Source organism: Agrobacterium sp. lyk4-40-TYG-31, from assembly GCF_030209855.1.
Classification (GTDB): domain Bacteria; phylum Pseudomonadota; class Alphaproteobacteria; order Rhizobiales; family Rhizobiaceae; genus Agrobacterium; species Agrobacterium vaccinii.
In genome coordinates this window covers 36,847-51,687 of the sequence record NZ_JARVRE010000012.1, presented here as the reverse complement: position 1 = coordinate 51,687, position 14,841 = coordinate 36,847, and the positions used below count along the sequence as shown (strand labels likewise).

The following is a 14,841-nucleotide window of genomic DNA, read 5'->3' as shown; positions in this document are numbered from 1 at the left end:
ATCGGCGGGAGTTTCAAATGTCGGAGAGCACCGGATGGGTGAGAAGCTCGTCTGCCATTTCGTTGGCCACCAGAAGAAAACGGAAAAATCCTGGCGTTCTTCGGCACCATCATGTCCGTTTGACACGGTGGCTCTCCTGCCAAGTGAACGTGACCCCTGGACAATGGTTCCTGAAAAATAGATTTACGCGGACTTGGAACGATTACGTACCAAGAGACTGAATCTGGCCGATCAGCCGATGCGTCGAAGCGAGTGCGTTACCGGTCGCGGCAACCATTTGTGGCAGCACCAGCCACTCCAGCATCCAGGCCGCACCAGAGCGTTCTTGCTCATGCACCATGGATTGGTGGAGTGCTGAGACTTGAACCGCATTAAAGCGGGCAAGCGTCACCAGCGTTTCTGCCACCACGGGGTTTTGCTTGTGCGGCATCGCCGACGAACCGCCGCCGCCGGAAAGCCTGATCTCTTGGCCGCCTTGCGCCATAAGCGCGATATCCTGCCCGATTTTGCCGAGCGACCCGGTAATAAGCGCCAGTATATTGCCGAACTCGGCGATACCGTCTCTCTGGCTGTGCCACTGCGGCATGTCGCTCAGCCCCAGCCGCTTTGCCAGTTCAGCGCGCAACGCTGCACCCTTCTCGCCAAATTTCTCCAGGGAACCAGCCGCGCCACCGAATTGTAGAGCAAAACCATGAATGCCGAAATCTGCCAGTCGCTGGCTGTGCCTGACCAGCGGTTGCTGCCAGCTCGCCAGCCGGTCGGCAACCGTAATGGGGATGGCCGCCTGCATGCGGGTGTGGCCCATCAGTTGTCGTGCGCCGTCCCGCAGGGCGATATCCTCCAGCGCCGCCAGCGTGGCTGACAGGCGAGTGTCGAGAATATCAGCCGCAGCCTTCAGTCGCAGCATCAGGCTCGTATCGATGACGTCCTGGCTGGTCGCGCCGAAATGCACCTTGGCGGCGGCTTCTCCGCCGACAGCCGCGCGCAACTGCCTGATCAATTCGGGAATGACCACGCCATCCTTCGCCACACCCTGCCGCAAAGCTTCCATATCGACCTCAGCAGCTGCTATGCCTGCGGTGATACTGGTGGCAGCGTCGTTAGAGATCACGCCCGTTGCGGCTTGCGCCTCGGCCAGCGCCACTTCGAACCGCAGCATAGCTGCGACATCCGCCTGTGCGCTGAAAAGCACCGCGATATCGGCGTCCCCAAAGAGACCGCCGAGATAAGGATGTTCGAAGGGCGTCAGGCTCATGGTCTCATCTCAGATATCGAAGAAGACGGTTTCGCTTTCACCCTGAAGATGGATGTCGAAACGATAGGTGTTTCCCTCCTCCTTCTTGGCGATCAGCGTTGCCAGACGCGGCTTGTGTTCCACGCGGGCAAGGACCGGGTCTGCGGAATTCGCCGCTTCTTCCTCGGGAAAATACATGCGCGTGTGCAAACCGATATTGATGCCACGCGCGACGATCCAGAAGGTAATGTGCGGCGCCATGGGGCGGCCATCGTTGAACGGCACTTTGCCGGGCTTGATGGTTTCGAAGACGAACTCGCCGCTATCCATATCGCCGGGAGAACGGCCCCAGCCGGAAAAATTAGGGTCTGCCGTGCCACGGGTTTCGCTGGGGCTATTATAAAGTCCCTGCGCGTCCGCCTGCCATATCTCGATCAACGCATCCTTCAACGGATTGCCACCGCCATCATAGACCGTGCCACGAATGGTAATGCGCTCGCCCTGTGCGCGCTCATTATAAAGAGCGCCGGAGCCGAGATCTTCGGAGAAGACACCCTTGATGCCAACAAAATTGGGCGTGCAGCCGATATGGACGTAGGGGCCTGCGGTCTGCGAGGCGCTTTCCTTGAAGTAAAACAGCGGCTGAACCATCTCAATTGCCCTCCATGCGGTTTTCGAACAGAGTGGAACGCCGACCGCGCAACACGATATCGAACTTGTAGGCCCGCATGTCCATGGGGATTGCGGAGGTCATATCGAGTGCGGCCACCAACTGTTCGATGGCGGCTTTGTCCGGGATGGTCTTGACGATGGGACATTGCCAGATCATCGGGTCACCTTCGAAATACATCTGCGTGATCAAACGCTGCGAAAAGCCATGACCGAAAATGGAGAAGTGGATGTGCGCCGGGCGCCAGTCATTGACGCCGTTCGGCCATGGATAGGCACCGGGCTGGATGGTCTTGAACCAGTAATAGCCATCAGCATCGGTAATCGTGCGTCCAACACCTCCGAAATTCGGATCGATCGGCGCAAGGTAGGTTTCTTTCTTGTGAAGATAGCGACCACCGGCATTGGCCTGCCAGAACTCTACCAAAGCGCCTTCCACACCGCGACCACGCTCATCGAGAACACGGCCATGCACCAGAATGCGTGGCCCGATGGGCATTTCGCCCGGGCGCGCATAGTTGAGAATGAGGTCGTTATCGAGCGGGTTAAGCATGCCGTGGCCGAAGACGGGGCCAGTGATCTCGCTTCTGGTGCCATCCAGCGATATCAGGGCGCGCTGAGGCGAGCGCAGAACCGATGTCTTATACCCCGGCGCATAGGCAGGCGGATGAATACTGCGGTCTCTGGCAAAAAACGGTCCGGTTTCTGGCGGTGTGTTGGTCATTTCTGGTCCTCCTCACGCAAAGACGCAGCCTGCATATCGGCAAGCGTGGTCTTGGCAATCTTGAAAGCATGGTTGGCGGCAGGTACGCCAGCGTAAACAGCGACATGCATCAGCGCTTCGCGAATATCCTCCTGCGTCGCGCCTGTATTGGCTGTGGCCCGCACATGCATGGCAACCTCGTCATCGTGCCCGAGCGCCGCCAGCAACGCAATCGTCACCATGGACCGCTCCCGCTTGGTCCAGTGAGAACCCGACCAAACGGTACCCCAGGCTGATTCCGTGATCAGCCGCTGAAACGGTTCGTCGAGTGGCGTGGCCGCTGCACTTGCGCGGTCCACATGGGCATCGCCCAACACATTGCGGCGGGTTTTCATGCCGTCTTCGAACCGGCTAGTCTTGTCTATATCGGCCATGGTCAAAACTCCGGCAGGGATGTGAGAAAATCACCGACAGTCCGAGCATAGGCCGCCGGTTGTTCAAGGCACGGTATGTGCCCGCAGTTTTCGATGACTGCCAAACGGCTGCCCCCAATAAGCGCCGAGAGAGAGCCGACCAGGTCCGGCGGCGTGGACGCATCGCCATCACCCGCAACGCACAGCGTTGGCACAGCAATCGCGTTTGCTGCCTCGGTAAAATCCGCATCGCGAATGGCGGCGCAGGTTGCGGCGTAGCCGTGCCTGTCCTGACGCGCCAGCATGGTGCGCGCACCGAGATAGGCGGCATTGTCGGGCTTTCGGAATGCGGGCGTGAACCAGCGCTCCATCACACCATCCACGAGCGGTTCGATTCCATCCCGCTCGATCTGCGCGATACGGTCGTTCCACATCTCGGCGTTGCCGATTTTGTGGGCGGTGTTGCTGAGAACAAGCACCTGAACCAAATCCGGGCGGCGGCGATAAAGCCCCTGCGCAATTAGCCCACCAACGGACAGGCCCCAGATAATGGCCTTCTCAACCGACAGATGATCGAGCAGTGCTATGAGGTCATCAACATGATCATCGATGGAATAGGGTGTGGAGCCGACATCAGATAGTCCGTGCCCACGCTTGTCATGCAGCACATAGGCGTAGCGGTCACCAAGCGCGACCATCACCTCGTCCCAGATACGGAAATCGGTGCCGAGCGAGTTGATAAAGACGATGACGGGCTTTGACGCCTTGATACCCTCTGCGCGGTAATGGATCGCCGACTGGCCTGACAACAAAAACTGCATGGCGCATTTCCTCCTGCCCTGGATATTGCAAGATCGGAATGGTTAAGTAAAATAAGTTTATTGGCAGTAATTCATAACCTATAGATTATTCATCATGGTAGACGCCCGCATCAAATTCCGGCACATCCAGACCTTCGTGGAAATCGCACGCCAGAAAAGCGTGGTTCGGGCGGCCGCGACTTTGCGGATCAGCCAGCCAGCCGTCACGAAAACCGTCCGTGAACTGGAAGAGGTGCTTGGTGTGACCCTGTTCGAGCGTGACGGACGTGGCATAAAGCTCAGCCGCTCCGGCGAGATTTTCCTCAAACATGCGGGTGCGACCATGACGGCGCTGCGGCAGGCAGTGGATTCCGTTTCGCCGGATGCGGCCAGAATAGGCACGCCCCTGCGCATAGGCGCCCTGCCCACGGTGTCCGTCAGCATCATGCCGCAGGCGATGGTCAGCTTTCTGGCGGAAGATACCGGCAGCACAGTAAAAATCGTGACGGGTGAAAACGCCGTTCTCCTGGAGCAGTTGCGGGTCGGAGACCTCGACCTCGTTGTGGGGCGGCTTGCGACGCCGGATAAGATGACGGGGTTTTCGTTCGAACACCTCTACTCGGAAAAAGTTCGCTTTGTCGTTCAGGCCGGTCATCCACTGCTTGCAGAGAACATCAGCATTTTCGAGCGGCTGCACGAGTTTCCCGTTCTGACACCAACGCGCAATTCCGTCATCGGCCCCGTGGTCGATCAGTTCCTACTGGCCCACGGCGTTGCGCCATTGCCCACCCGCATCGAGACGGTCTCGGATGCTTTCGGGCGTGCATTTCTGCGCAAAAGCGATGCCGTATGGATCATCTCCGAAGGCGTTGTCGCTGCCGATATCGCTGACGGGACGCTTGTGGTTCTTCCACTCGATACCACAGATACGAGCGGCCCGGTGGGGCTGACCATGCGTGCCGATACGCAGCCATCGCTACCGCTTTCGCTGCTGATGCAGACAATCCGCGAGACGGCAGCGGCGCTATCATCTTCTCGCGGCTGAAACCCGCCAAGGCCTCAGTAAGGTAGGCCGACGTAATTTTCTGCGAGCGCCGTGGATGCCGCGCGGGACTGGACGAGGTAGTCCAGTTCCGCCTCCTGAATTTTCTGGCCGAAATCACCGGTGTCTGGAAAGCGGTGCATCATGGTGGTCATCCACCACGAGAAGCGAACGGCCTTCCAGACCCTTGCAAGCGCCCGCGCTGAATATCCATCCAGACCAGCCTGCGAATGCTCATTGTAATATTCGATCAGGGCTTCGCTGAGGTAACAGACATCGCTTGCTGCGAGGTTGAGCCCCTTTGCGCCCGTTGGCGGTACGATGTGAGCAGCATCTCCGGCTAGGAACAGCCGACCGAAACGCATCGGCTCGGCAACGAAAGACCGCAGCGGCGCAATCGATTTCTCGAAGGAAGGACCCGTCACCATCGCCTCCGCATGGTGCGCTGGAAGACGGCGTCTAAGTTCGTCCCAGAAGCGGTCGTCGCTCCACGCCTCGACCTTTTCGTCCAAGCCGCATTGAACGTAATAACGGCTGCGTGTGGCAGACCGCATGGAGCAAAGTGCAAAGCCCCGGGGATGGTTTGCGTAGATCAACTCATGATCAACAGGCGGCACGTCGGCCAGAATGCCGAGCCAGCCGAAGGGATAGACGCGTTCGAATTCCTTGATCGCACCCTGTGGCACGGCCTTTCGGCTGGCGCCATGGAAGCCATCGCAACCGGCAATAAAATCACAGTCGATCCGGTGGCTTGCGTCGTCTTTCTCATAGGTCACGTACGGCGTGGCGCTGTCGAAGGCATGCGGCTGGACGTTATGCGCGTCGTATATCGTGAGCGCGCCGATCTTCTCGCGGGCATCCATCAGGTCATGCGTGACTTCTGTCTGGCCATAGACCATGACCCGCTTGCCGCCCGTCAAGTCATGCAGGTCTACACGGTGGTCGCGGCCATCGAAAGCGAGCGAGAAGCCATCATGCGGCAATCCTTCCCGATGCAGCCTGCTGGCAACGCGCACCTGTTCCAGAAGGTTTACCGTGCCCTCTTCCAGCACACCGGCGCGCACGCGACCCAGAATGTAATCCTTGCCGACGCGGTCGAGGATGATGTTGTCGATACCGGCATTGGACAATATCTGCCCGAGCAAGAGCCCAGCTGGACCTGAACCGATGATGACGACCTGCGTGCGCATTGTGTTCTCCCGAATGCTTTCTCCCATGTCGAAACTGACGCTTCGCAGGTTTGCGTTCAATGGACTTTTCGAGAGAGATATTGCACTATCCGACCATCACGACTGCGGATGATCTCTATGACAGTACCGGCAAAAGACCAGCTCTATGGCGAAGGTGCGCCAGCGCAGACACCGTTCCGCTTCCACTGCGAAACTCTTTTTTCGCGCAGCAGTCTTCACCGGTTTGAAATAAACCTGCACCGGCACGAGAGTTTTCTGCAAATCCTCTTCTTCACCGGCGGTGAAGGCGACACGACCCTGGAAAGTGAAGTTATGGCGATCAGGCCACCCGCCGTGGTGATTGCGCCGCCGGGTTTCGAACATGGGTTTCGCTTCTCCCGGGACATTGCCGGGATGATCCTGACACTGATCCCCGCAGCCTTGTCCCCGGCAGCGCAGGCCGTGGCACGGCAGCATCTGAAACGCCCTATGTTGCTCTCTCTCGAGGAAGAACCGGCCCGGCAGAACATCATGGAATGCTTCACGGCGATCTGGAATGAGTATTCTAGCAGCCATTCCGGTCGGGACGCGATGATGGAGGGGCAGATCACGACGCTGATCGTCCAACTATCACGCATCGTGCAACAGACCGTGCCCGACAAAAGCAGCGGTCGATTTGACCTTTTGCTAGGGCTCATCGCCCGGCATCTTCGCGACAACAGAACTGCAGAATTCTACGCGGATCAGCTTGGGATATCGCAGACCCACTTGAACCGTCTGGTACGCCAGCAATGCGGCACCAGCCTTCAGCGGCTGATCGCACAACGGCAATTGGAGATCGCCAAACAGGAGCTCCTGTTTACATCATCGACGGTGCAGATGGTCGCGAGCGGACTGGGCTTTAGCGATCCCGCTTACTTCTCCCGATTTTTTACGCGAGAAACCGGCACGACGCCAAGGACGTGGCGAGTGGCGGAACAGCAAAGGCTGGCTACCGCGTCATCCCAAGACACCGTTTAGACAAGCATTCTGCGAAGCTCTAATTGAACGGCGAGAAGCGGTGACAGGTAGCGCGCCACGAGATCGTCCATGGACGCTGCCGAGGCGGGCAGCCCGACATTCAACGCCGCGACCGTCTGCCCACGCATATTGACCAGCGGCACAGCGATGGAGCGCAGGCCCATCTCCACTTCCTGATCGATCAGCGCGTAACCACGCTCGCTGGTCGCGGCCAGTTCCGCCATCAATGACGTGATATCGACCATAGTGAGCGGCGTTCTGGGCCTTCGGTCGGACATCTCAAGGGCGGATTGCCTGGCCGAAATATCCAGCGCCGCCAGAAGGACACGTCCCATGGAGGTGCAATAGGCAGGCAGGCGGGAGCCCGGCATCAGCGATATGGACATGACGCGACGCTGCGCCGCCCGCGCGACGTAGACGATTTCCGTGTCATCCAGAATGGAAACCGATGTGCTCTGACCGATCTTTTCGGACAACGTGTCCAGCACCGGCTGCACGATGCGCGGCAGCGGCATGGCGGCGAGACAACCGGTGCCAAGACGCAGCACCTTGGGCGTTACCGTGAAATATTTGCCGTCATAGGCGGCATAGCCCAACTCGGCCAGCGTCAACAGGCATCGGCGCGTCGTGGCGCGGTCGAGACCGGCGATCTCGGCCGCTTGCGATATCGACAGACGCGGATGCTCGGCGCTGAAAGCCTCAATGACCCTTAGCCCCTTGGCAAGCCCGCCCATCAGGTCCCTTTCATTCGCCAAGCTGCAAACCTCATCTGTGCGATATACGAACAAAAATCATATAACGCACAAATCAGTTGCAGTCGAGCGTGGTTCGGTTTTACCTCACACCACGGTTTGAACGATGTCATTGCCGTCGAGGAGGTATCTGCATGGACAAGACGATCAACAGCGCAGCCGAAGCGGTTTCCGGTATCGGGGACGGTGCGACGGTTATGATTGGCGGATTTGGCGGCTCCGGTGCGCCGATCGAACTGATCCATGCCTTGATCGACAAAGGCTCGAAGAACCTCACCGTTATCAACAACAATGCCGGGAACGGTCGTATCGGCATCGCAGCGATGATCGACGCGGGCCTGGTGCGCAAGATGATCTGCTCATTTCCCCGTTCGTCGGACCCGCGCGCATTCACCGACCGATATCTGGCTGGCGAAATCGAGCTTGAACTCGTGCCGCAGGGAACGCTGGCAGAGCGTATCCGCGCAGGCGGCGCGGGCATTCCGGCTTTCTATACGCCGACCGCCTATGGCACCGAGCTTGCCGATGGCAAGCCAATCGCGGAATTCGATGGACGCCCCTATGTGCAGGAGCGCTGGCTGAAGGCGGATTTCGCTATCGTCAAAGCGCATCTGGGCGATACCCATGGCAACCTGACCTACAGCAAGGCCGGTCGCAACTTTAATCCAATGATGTGCATGGCAGCGACGCGGACGATTGCACAAGTTTCCAGCCTTGTGCCTGCCGGTCAGATCGACCCGGAACAGGTGGTAACGCCCGGCATATTCGTCGACGGCGTCGTCCAGATCGACAATCCACAACAGGAAGAAATCCTGATCCGCGCAGGAGTGGCATACGCATGACCGAAGCTCACGCTCTGAACACCTTCGAAGACATCAAGCTTTCCAACGCACAGATCGCGTGGCGGGCCGCGCAGGACATCGTCGATGGCGCCTATGTCAATCTCGGCATCGGCTTTCCCGAAATGGTCGCGCGCTACCAGCCACCGGGCCGCGAGGCAATTTTCCATACCGAGAACGGCATTCTGAATTTCGGCGAAGCGCCTGCCGAAGGTGAGGAGGACTGGGACCTGATCAATGCTGGCAAGAAAGCGGTAACGCTTAAGCCGGGCGCAGCGTTCTTTCACCATGCGGACAGCTTTGCCATGGTGCGCGGGGGGCATCTGGATGTGGCCATTCTCGGCGCCTACCAAGTTGCGCAGAATGGTGACCTCGCTAACTGGCGCGTTGGTTCCAAGGGCGTGCCTGCCGTTGGTGGCGCGATGGATCTCGTGCATGGTGCAAAGCAGGTTTTCGTCATCACCGAGCATGTGACCAAGAAGGGCGAACCCAAGCTCGTTGAAAAATGCGCCTTCCCACTGACCGGAGTTGGCTGCATTACCCGCATCTATACCAGCCACGCCGTGGTGGACGTGAAAGATGGCCACTTCGTTCTGCGCGAAAAGCTTGATGGTATGAGTTTCGACGATTTGCAGGCCATGACCGGCGCAAAATTGCACACAGACGGCCCCGTTGCCGATCTTGTTGCTCCCGAACTGTGAGGCACCAGACATGACCGACGTTTTTATCTGCGATTATATCCGTACCCCCATTGGCCGTTTCGGCGGGGCACTTTCCTCCGTCCGCGCCGATGACCTTGGCGCAGTGCCACTGAAAGCGCTTATGGAACGCAACCCGAAGGTGGATTGGGAAGCCGTCGAGGACGTGATTTTCGGCTGCGCCAACCAGGCCGGTGAAGACAACCGCAACGTAGCCCGCATGTCCCTGCTGCTGGCAGGGCTTCCCGTTTCCGTGACGGGCACGACGATGAACCGCCTGTGCGGTTCGGGCATGGATGCGGTCATCACAGCGGCGCGCGCCATCAAATCCGGCGAAGCTGAGTTGATGATTGCTGGCGGCGTGGAAAGCATGAGCCGTGCGCCCTTCGTTATGCCAAAGGCCGAGACAGCCTTTTCCCGCAATGCCGAAATCTACGATACGACTATTGGCTGGCGCTTCGTCAACCCGGTGATGAAATCACTCTATGGCGTTGATTCCATGCCTGAAACCGGCGACAATGTTGCAATCGACTACAAGGTTGAGCGCGAAGCGCAGGACGCATTTGCAGTCCGCAGCCAGCAAAAGGCGGCACAGGCGCAGTCCAGTGGCAGACTTGGCAAGGAAATCACACCTGTCACCATTCCCCAGCGCAAGGGCGATCCTGTCTTGGTTGCCCGAGACGAGCATCCGCGCGAAACGAGCCTTGAGGCCTTGGCCAAGTTGAAGCCTGTTAACCGCATGGAAGGTGCCACCGTCACGGCTGGAAACGCTTCTGGCGTCAACGATGGTGCCGCTGCCCTCATCATCGCATCAGAAGAAGCGGTGAAGAAATACGGACTGACGCCGCTCGCCCGCATTTGCGGCGGGGCAACAGCTGGCGTTCCACCGCGCGTGATGGGGATTGGCCCGGCACCGGCATCGCAGAAACTGTTGGCTCGACTGGGCTGGACGCAGGAGATGCTCGATGTGATCGAGCTCAACGAAGCCTTTGCATCGCAGGGATTGGCAACGTTGCGCCAGCTTGGCATCGCCGATGACGATCCGCGTGCCAACATCAATGGCGGCGCGATTGCGCTGGGTCATCCGTTGGGTATGAGCGGCGCACGCATTGCAGGAACGGCGGCTTTGGAGCTTTCAATGACCTCCAAGAGCAAGGCGCTTGCAACGATGTGCATAGGTGTTGGCCAAGGCATCGCGATTGGGCTGGAACGGGTCTGAAAGAAACAGGGCCCGCACAAGGGCCCTGCCACTGCCGGTTATTCGACCGGCACGGGGTTGGCCAAGGCTTGCCGCAAGAGATCGCTCATCGGCAGATTGACGGTGATACCAATCTCGGGAATGGGGCTCTCGAACCAGCGGCTGTAGAGCGCTGGCATTTCGGGGCTTTTGTAGATCTGCGCCAACTCCTCGTTGACGGCAGTGGCAAACGCCCTGTCGTCCAGCCGCATCATGAAGCCGAACGGTTGCGGATCGGTCAGCTTTTCGGTGGAAATGCTGTATTCAGCTGGGTCTTTTGACCGCGCAATCATGGTGCCGAGCAACACCTCATCCATGGCGAAGGCCGAGACGCGCCCATCGGTCACCATATCGAACGCGGCCTGCAACGTATCGACGGGCACGACGGAAACATTGAGTTTCTTCGTACGGTTGGCCTCATTGATGTCGTTGACATTCACGGTGCCCAGCGCGACGCTGACGGAACGTCCCTTCAGGTCAGAGACAGTGTGGAGACTGTTTTTCGCGAGCGACACATAGCGCGTTGCCCCGTAGAAATGGCTGATGGCGAACCTGACGCTTTTCCGGCGCTCTGCCGTGTTCGTGCTGGCATTGCACTCGATATCCATGTCGCCATTGTTGAGCAACTGCACCCGGTTGCTGGGCGTTCGCGGCACCAGTACCACCTCGATTGCAGGCATCTGGAGCCGTTCCTTGAGCCTGTCCGCAAGGCGACGACAGATATCTATGGAGTAACCGATGACTTTGCCGTCCGGTGTCGTAAACGAAAAAGGTGCCGTCACACCGTATCCGACACGGATTTTGCCCGTCTCTTTGATGCGCTCAAGCGTGGGCTGCGTGAAATCATGAGCTGCGACGCTGGATACTGTCAAAAGCAGTGCGGCAGGTAGCGCAAAAAGGGCTTTAATCGCGCGTCTCATTGCAGGTACTCCTGCGGATCGCGAAACGCGGCCTGTAATTCCGGCGACATCGGCAGATTGAAATTCCGGCCATCCGGCGGCAGCGGTGACATGAACCATTTGTCATAGATACGGTTGATATCTCCGCTGACGAAAACCTGACGCAGCGCGTCGTTCACGACTTTGCGGAAAGGCTCATCGCCCTTGCGCATCAAAATGCCATAGGGCTCAGGCGGACCGAAGGTTTCGGTCGACACCATATAATCTTCAGGTGACTTGGAAAACGCGACGTGGGCGGCCAGCAGGACGCCATCCATAACGAAGGCTGTCGCCTTGTTGTTTTCCACGAAGGAAAAACCATCGGAGTTCTGGCGCGCCAACATCACGGAGATATTAAGATTATTGGCGCGGTTCATGGTCTGCAACTGCTCTATATTGACCGTACCGGTAGTGGAAGCAACGGTCCTTCCGGCGAGATCCTTGATGTGTTTCACATCGCTGGATTTCTTCGCCACGAAGCGTGTCGCGGTAATGAAGTGCGGATAGGAGAAAGAGACCTGCTCACGCCGCTCTGCGTTGTTGGTCGTGGCGCTGCATTCCAGATCGATCTTGCCTGACTTGACGAGGAGAAACCGCGAAGCAGGCGTGGCGATGACGTAATTTATATTGATCGTATCGAGCTTGAGTACCTGGCGGACATGTTCGGCGATGTCGTTGCACAGTTCCACCGTGTAGCCTGTCGCCGTGCCATCGGTCGCTTTGTAGGCGAAGGGAACCTCATCCTCGCGGTAGCCGATCGATATGGTCTTGGTGCGCGCAATCGTGTCGAGCGTACCGGCATCCTGCGCCTGCGCTACTCCATGACACGCGAGCGGAGCCGTGATGGCAACATACATAACACTGCGGCGCAGAGCCTTTGAAAATGTCTTATTCACATAATTGCACTGGGAATATCGCATTTCTTCACGCTCCTAGCGATGACACCTTCCGGGGGTACACATTGTAATGATTGCGTTGAATGTCTTCGATGCGCGCCGGGCGCCCGAGGTGGTAACCCTGACTGAGCGTGCAGCCAGCCAGGCGCACGAACTCCATCTGGTATTCGTTCTCGATGCCCTCGGCTGTCGTTTCCAGTTGCAAGCTCTTGGCCATTTGCAGCAGGCTGGTGACCACGGCGCGGCTATCGGCGCGGTCCTGAACATGCATGATGAAGCTGCGGTCGATCTTGATCTTGGTGATCGGCAACGTCAGCAGGTAGCTGATGCCGGAGTAACCGGTGCCGAAATCATCAAGCGCGATGCTGATGCCCAGAGCGCGCAGCTCTTCCAGCATTTCCCGACATTCGAGCGAGCATATCTGGGCGCTTTCCGTCAATTCGATCTCCAGCCGTCGGGCTGGCAGACCATGATTGAACAGGGCGGACTTGACCTTGTCGGCGAAATTTCCCTGAAGCAATTGCAGAGGTGAAACGTTGACGGCGATGAAGGTGTCTTCCGGCAGGGTCGCGGCCCCTGCGCAGGCGGTTTTCATCACCCAATCGCCGATGGCAACGATCTGCCCCGTCTTTTCCGCAACCGGAATGAAGTCCGCTGGCGATACCCAGCCAAGCCTTGGATGCTTCCACCGCAGCAGCGCCTCGAAACCGACAGGTTCGGAACCGTGGACAGAGAAAATCGGCTGATAATGAAGCTCGAATTCATTGTTGCGGAGCGCGGCGTCAAGATCGTGCTGAAGCACATGCCCCCGGTCACCAGACATTTCCATGCCCTGTTTAAAGAAACGGAAGGTGCCACGCCCTTCGGATTTGGCAGCGTAAAGCGCAATATCTGCCTTCTTCAAAAGCTCCGAAATCTCCGTACCAGCCGAAGTCTCGGTACAGATGCCGATACTGGTGCCGACGGTAACCTCTTTACCCAACAGAATGAATGGACGGGCCAGTGAGCGGATGATGTTGGACGAAAGCTTGCTGGCTTCACCCAGAGCATTCTTGCGCACGACCTGCAAAATGGCGAATTCATCTCCACCGAACCGCGCGGCGATATCACCCGGTCGCATGAGGAGCTGCAAGCGCTCGGCAAAAGACGTCAACAGCGCATCGCCGCTGGCGTGGCCAAGGCCATCATTGATGGATTTGAAGCGATCCAGGTCCAACAGCATGATGTTGAAGCGAGCACCGCCCTCGCCTAACCCTGCGATCATTTCTTCGAGCTTTTTGCCGAAGAATGTGCGGTTGGGCAGGCCCGTCAACGAATCGTGGTGGGCAAGATGCTCCATGTGTTTCGCCACATCGCGCACCTGGCGCAGATGCTCGCGCTCGACGACGGCCTCGCGCAGGGTTTCGATGGCGGTAGCCAGACGACCGATCTCATCGTGGCGATCCTGAAACGGGGTGACGGAACGCGTATCGTCGCGGGCAATACGGCTGAGGGCGCTGACGAGGTCAGGCACAGGCTTGAAAACCTTGCGCATGATCAACGTCACGGCAGCGCCGGTCAAAACCAAGATGGTCACCAGCAGCAGGAAAGAGTTCCGCAAAAGCCGGTTCTGGCTTTCCTGCAAGGCATCGGCTTCGCCTATGGTGGTGACCAGAGCACCCTGAAGCTCACCCTTCAGATCGACAATCGGAACATAGGCAACGAAGTGTTTGATATCGCCGATATCTGCAAAGCCGACGAAAAACTTGCTGGCATTGCCGTAATCCGGCAGCGTGAGGCCAATGCCATCGTCTGAACCAAACGCTTCGGCGGAACTGGCGAAGGGCTTTTCTCCCGGCGTTTTCTGAAAAAGCCAGATGTTGTTCTTCGTCTGCGCGGCGGCAAGGCCCAGCACATCGGCGGGATTGAAGCCCGTATCGAGGATCGACGCATCGTCGCCCAAGGGACGTTCGCTGATGATCTTGGTAATCTGGCCGTCATCGCTGCTCTCGATCGCGACGAAGGTGTAGATGCTGCGGATGACGGAGCTGGTCACCTGCGCATTCAACTCTGCCTGACGCCGCCACTGTTCCAGCGAATCCCGCTCGACCATGACCCAGCCGATGGCCGCGCCCATGACGTAGGCCAGCACGACGCTGGATACGAGAAAGACGTTTATTTTCCAGAACATGGAATGATACCATACAAGCCGCGTCTGGCCTGTCTGCGTATCGCCAACCTCCCGTTCAGCTTTATTCACGTAATCGACCATTCTGGCCTTGAGACCTTTTCCCCGAAGCTTCCGACCTTAGGGGAAGATGCCTTAACTCATGCTTTAATAGCGCCAGATAAATTGATGTTGATCACAACCATTCCGAGACATGGCAAACAAAACCTAAAAATCACCCTGTTGTTTTTATGGCTCCACAAGATTGAAAGCGATGGACGGCCT

At 58.1% G+C, this 14,841-nt stretch carries 15 protein-coding genes; 5 read left to right on the top strand and 10 right to left on the bottom strand.

Annotation, left to right across the window (positions count from 1 at the left end; translation table 11 throughout):
• Positions 1 to 202: 202 nt before the first annotated feature.
• The 5 genes from QRN55_RS20765 to pcaD are packed head-to-tail and all read right to left on the bottom strand — an operon-like array spanning position 203 to position 3,840.
• A complete protein-coding gene (locus QRN55_RS20765; protein ID WP_284778138.1) occupies positions 203 to 1,255 on the bottom strand; it encodes a 3-carboxy-cis,cis-muconate cycloisomerase in 1,053 nt (350 codons plus the stop codon).
• Positions 1,256 to 1,264: 9 nt separating this feature from the next.
• The gene (pcaG, locus tag QRN55_RS20760) at positions 1,265 to 1,885 is read right to left on the bottom strand and encodes a protocatechuate 3,4-dioxygenase subunit alpha (RefSeq protein WP_284778137.1); all 621 of its coding nucleotides are present in this window, start codon (positions 1,883 to 1,885) and stop codon (positions 1,265 to 1,267) included.
• A gap of 1 nt (position 1,886) precedes the next feature.
• Positions 1,887 to 2,627 carry a protocatechuate 3,4-dioxygenase subunit beta gene (pcaH, locus tag QRN55_RS20755; RefSeq protein ID WP_112501533.1) on the bottom strand — a complete coding sequence of 247 codons (741 nt, stop codon included), beginning with the start codon at positions 2,625 to 2,627 and terminating at the stop codon, positions 1,887 to 1,889.
• Positions 2,624 to 3,040 carry a 4-carboxymuconolactone decarboxylase gene (pcaC, locus tag QRN55_RS20750; protein ID WP_284778136.1) on the bottom strand — a complete coding sequence of 139 codons (417 nt, stop codon included), beginning with the start codon at positions 3,038 to 3,040 and terminating at the stop codon, positions 2,624 to 2,626. The genes pcaH and pcaC overlap by 4 nt, the downstream gene beginning before the upstream one ends.
• A gap of 2 nt (positions 3,041 to 3,042) precedes the next feature.
• On the bottom strand, positions 3,043 to 3,840 hold the full coding sequence (gene pcaD, locus QRN55_RS20745) for a 3-oxoadipate enol-lactonase (RefSeq protein ID WP_284778135.1): 798 nt from the start codon (positions 3,838 to 3,840) through the stop codon (positions 3,043 to 3,045).
• Positions 3,841 to 3,934: 94 nt separating this feature from the next.
• On the opposite strand from pcaD, the gene pcaQ reads away from it, so the two are divergent.
• The gene (pcaQ, locus tag QRN55_RS20740) at positions 3,935 to 4,864 is read left to right on the top strand and encodes a pca operon transcription factor PcaQ (RefSeq protein ID WP_284778134.1); all 930 of its coding nucleotides are present in this window, start codon (positions 3,935 to 3,937) and stop codon (positions 4,862 to 4,864) included.
• Positions 4,865 to 4,878: 14 nt separating this feature from the next.
• Here the strand turns inward: pcaQ and pobA are convergent, their stop codons facing one another.
• On the bottom strand, positions 4,879 to 6,051 hold the full coding sequence (gene pobA / locus QRN55_RS20735) for a 4-hydroxybenzoate 3-monooxygenase (protein ID WP_284778133.1): 1,173 nt from the start codon (positions 6,049 to 6,051) through the stop codon (positions 4,879 to 4,881).
• Between the two features lie 117 nt (positions 6,052 to 6,168).
• Here pobA and QRN55_RS20730 point away from each other — a divergent pair, with 117 nt between their 5' ends.
• Positions 6,169 to 7,050: a helix-turn-helix domain-containing protein gene (locus QRN55_RS20730; RefSeq protein ID WP_284778132.1), complete on the top strand. Its 882-nt coding sequence runs from the start codon at positions 6,169 to 6,171 to the stop codon at positions 7,048 to 7,050.
• Here the strand turns inward: QRN55_RS20730 and QRN55_RS20725 are convergent.
• Complete coding sequence (locus tag QRN55_RS20725) at positions 7,047 to 7,784, bottom strand: IclR family transcriptional regulator domain-containing protein (RefSeq protein WP_233125004.1); 738 nt, start codon at positions 7,782 to 7,784, stop codon at positions 7,047 to 7,049. The two genes, QRN55_RS20730 and QRN55_RS20725, sit on opposite strands and share 4 nt — an antisense overlap.
• Positions 7,785 to 7,936: 152 nt before the next feature.
• Between QRN55_RS20725 and QRN55_RS20720 the strand changes: the two genes are divergently transcribed.
• Genes QRN55_RS20720 through pcaF form a run of 3 tightly spaced genes read left to right on the top strand, consistent with a single transcriptional unit; the run spans position 7,937 to position 10,558 of the window.
• On the top strand, positions 7,937 to 8,644 hold the full coding sequence (locus QRN55_RS20720; protein ID WP_284778131.1) for a 3-oxoacid CoA-transferase subunit A: 708 nt from the start codon (positions 7,937 to 7,939) through the stop codon (positions 8,642 to 8,644).
• Entirely contained in the window at positions 8,641 to 9,342 is a 702-nt protein-coding gene (locus QRN55_RS20715; RefSeq protein WP_111841431.1) for a CoA transferase subunit B, read from the top strand. Before QRN55_RS20720 ends, QRN55_RS20715 begins: the two co-directional genes overlap by 4 nt.
• A gap of 10 nt (positions 9,343 to 9,352) precedes the next feature.
• The gene (gene pcaF / locus QRN55_RS20710; protein WP_284778130.1) at positions 9,353 to 10,558 is read left to right on the top strand and encodes a 3-oxoadipyl-CoA thiolase; all 1,206 of its coding nucleotides are present in this window, start codon (positions 9,353 to 9,355) and stop codon (positions 10,556 to 10,558) included.
• Between the two features lie 38 nt (positions 10,559 to 10,596).
• Here the strand turns inward: pcaF and QRN55_RS20705 are convergent, their stop codons facing one another.
• The 3 genes from QRN55_RS20705 to QRN55_RS20695 are packed head-to-tail and all read right to left on the bottom strand — an operon-like array spanning position 10,597 to position 14,580.
• Positions 10,597 to 11,496: an amino acid ABC transporter substrate-binding protein gene (locus QRN55_RS20705; RefSeq protein ID WP_284778129.1), complete on the bottom strand. Its 900-nt coding sequence runs from the start codon at positions 11,494 to 11,496 to the stop codon at positions 10,597 to 10,599.
• The gene (locus QRN55_RS20700; RefSeq protein ID WP_284778128.1) at positions 11,493 to 12,434 is read right to left on the bottom strand and encodes an amino acid ABC transporter substrate-binding protein; all 942 of its coding nucleotides are present in this window, start codon (positions 12,432 to 12,434) and stop codon (positions 11,493 to 11,495) included. Before QRN55_RS20700 ends, QRN55_RS20705 begins: the two co-directional genes overlap by 4 nt.
• 4 nt (positions 12,435 to 12,438) lie before the next feature.
• Positions 12,439 to 14,580 carry an EAL domain-containing protein gene (locus QRN55_RS20695; RefSeq protein ID WP_284778127.1) on the bottom strand — a complete coding sequence of 714 codons (2,142 nt, stop codon included), beginning with the start codon at positions 14,578 to 14,580 and terminating at the stop codon, positions 12,439 to 12,441.
• Positions 14,581 to 14,841 lie beyond the last annotated feature (261 nt).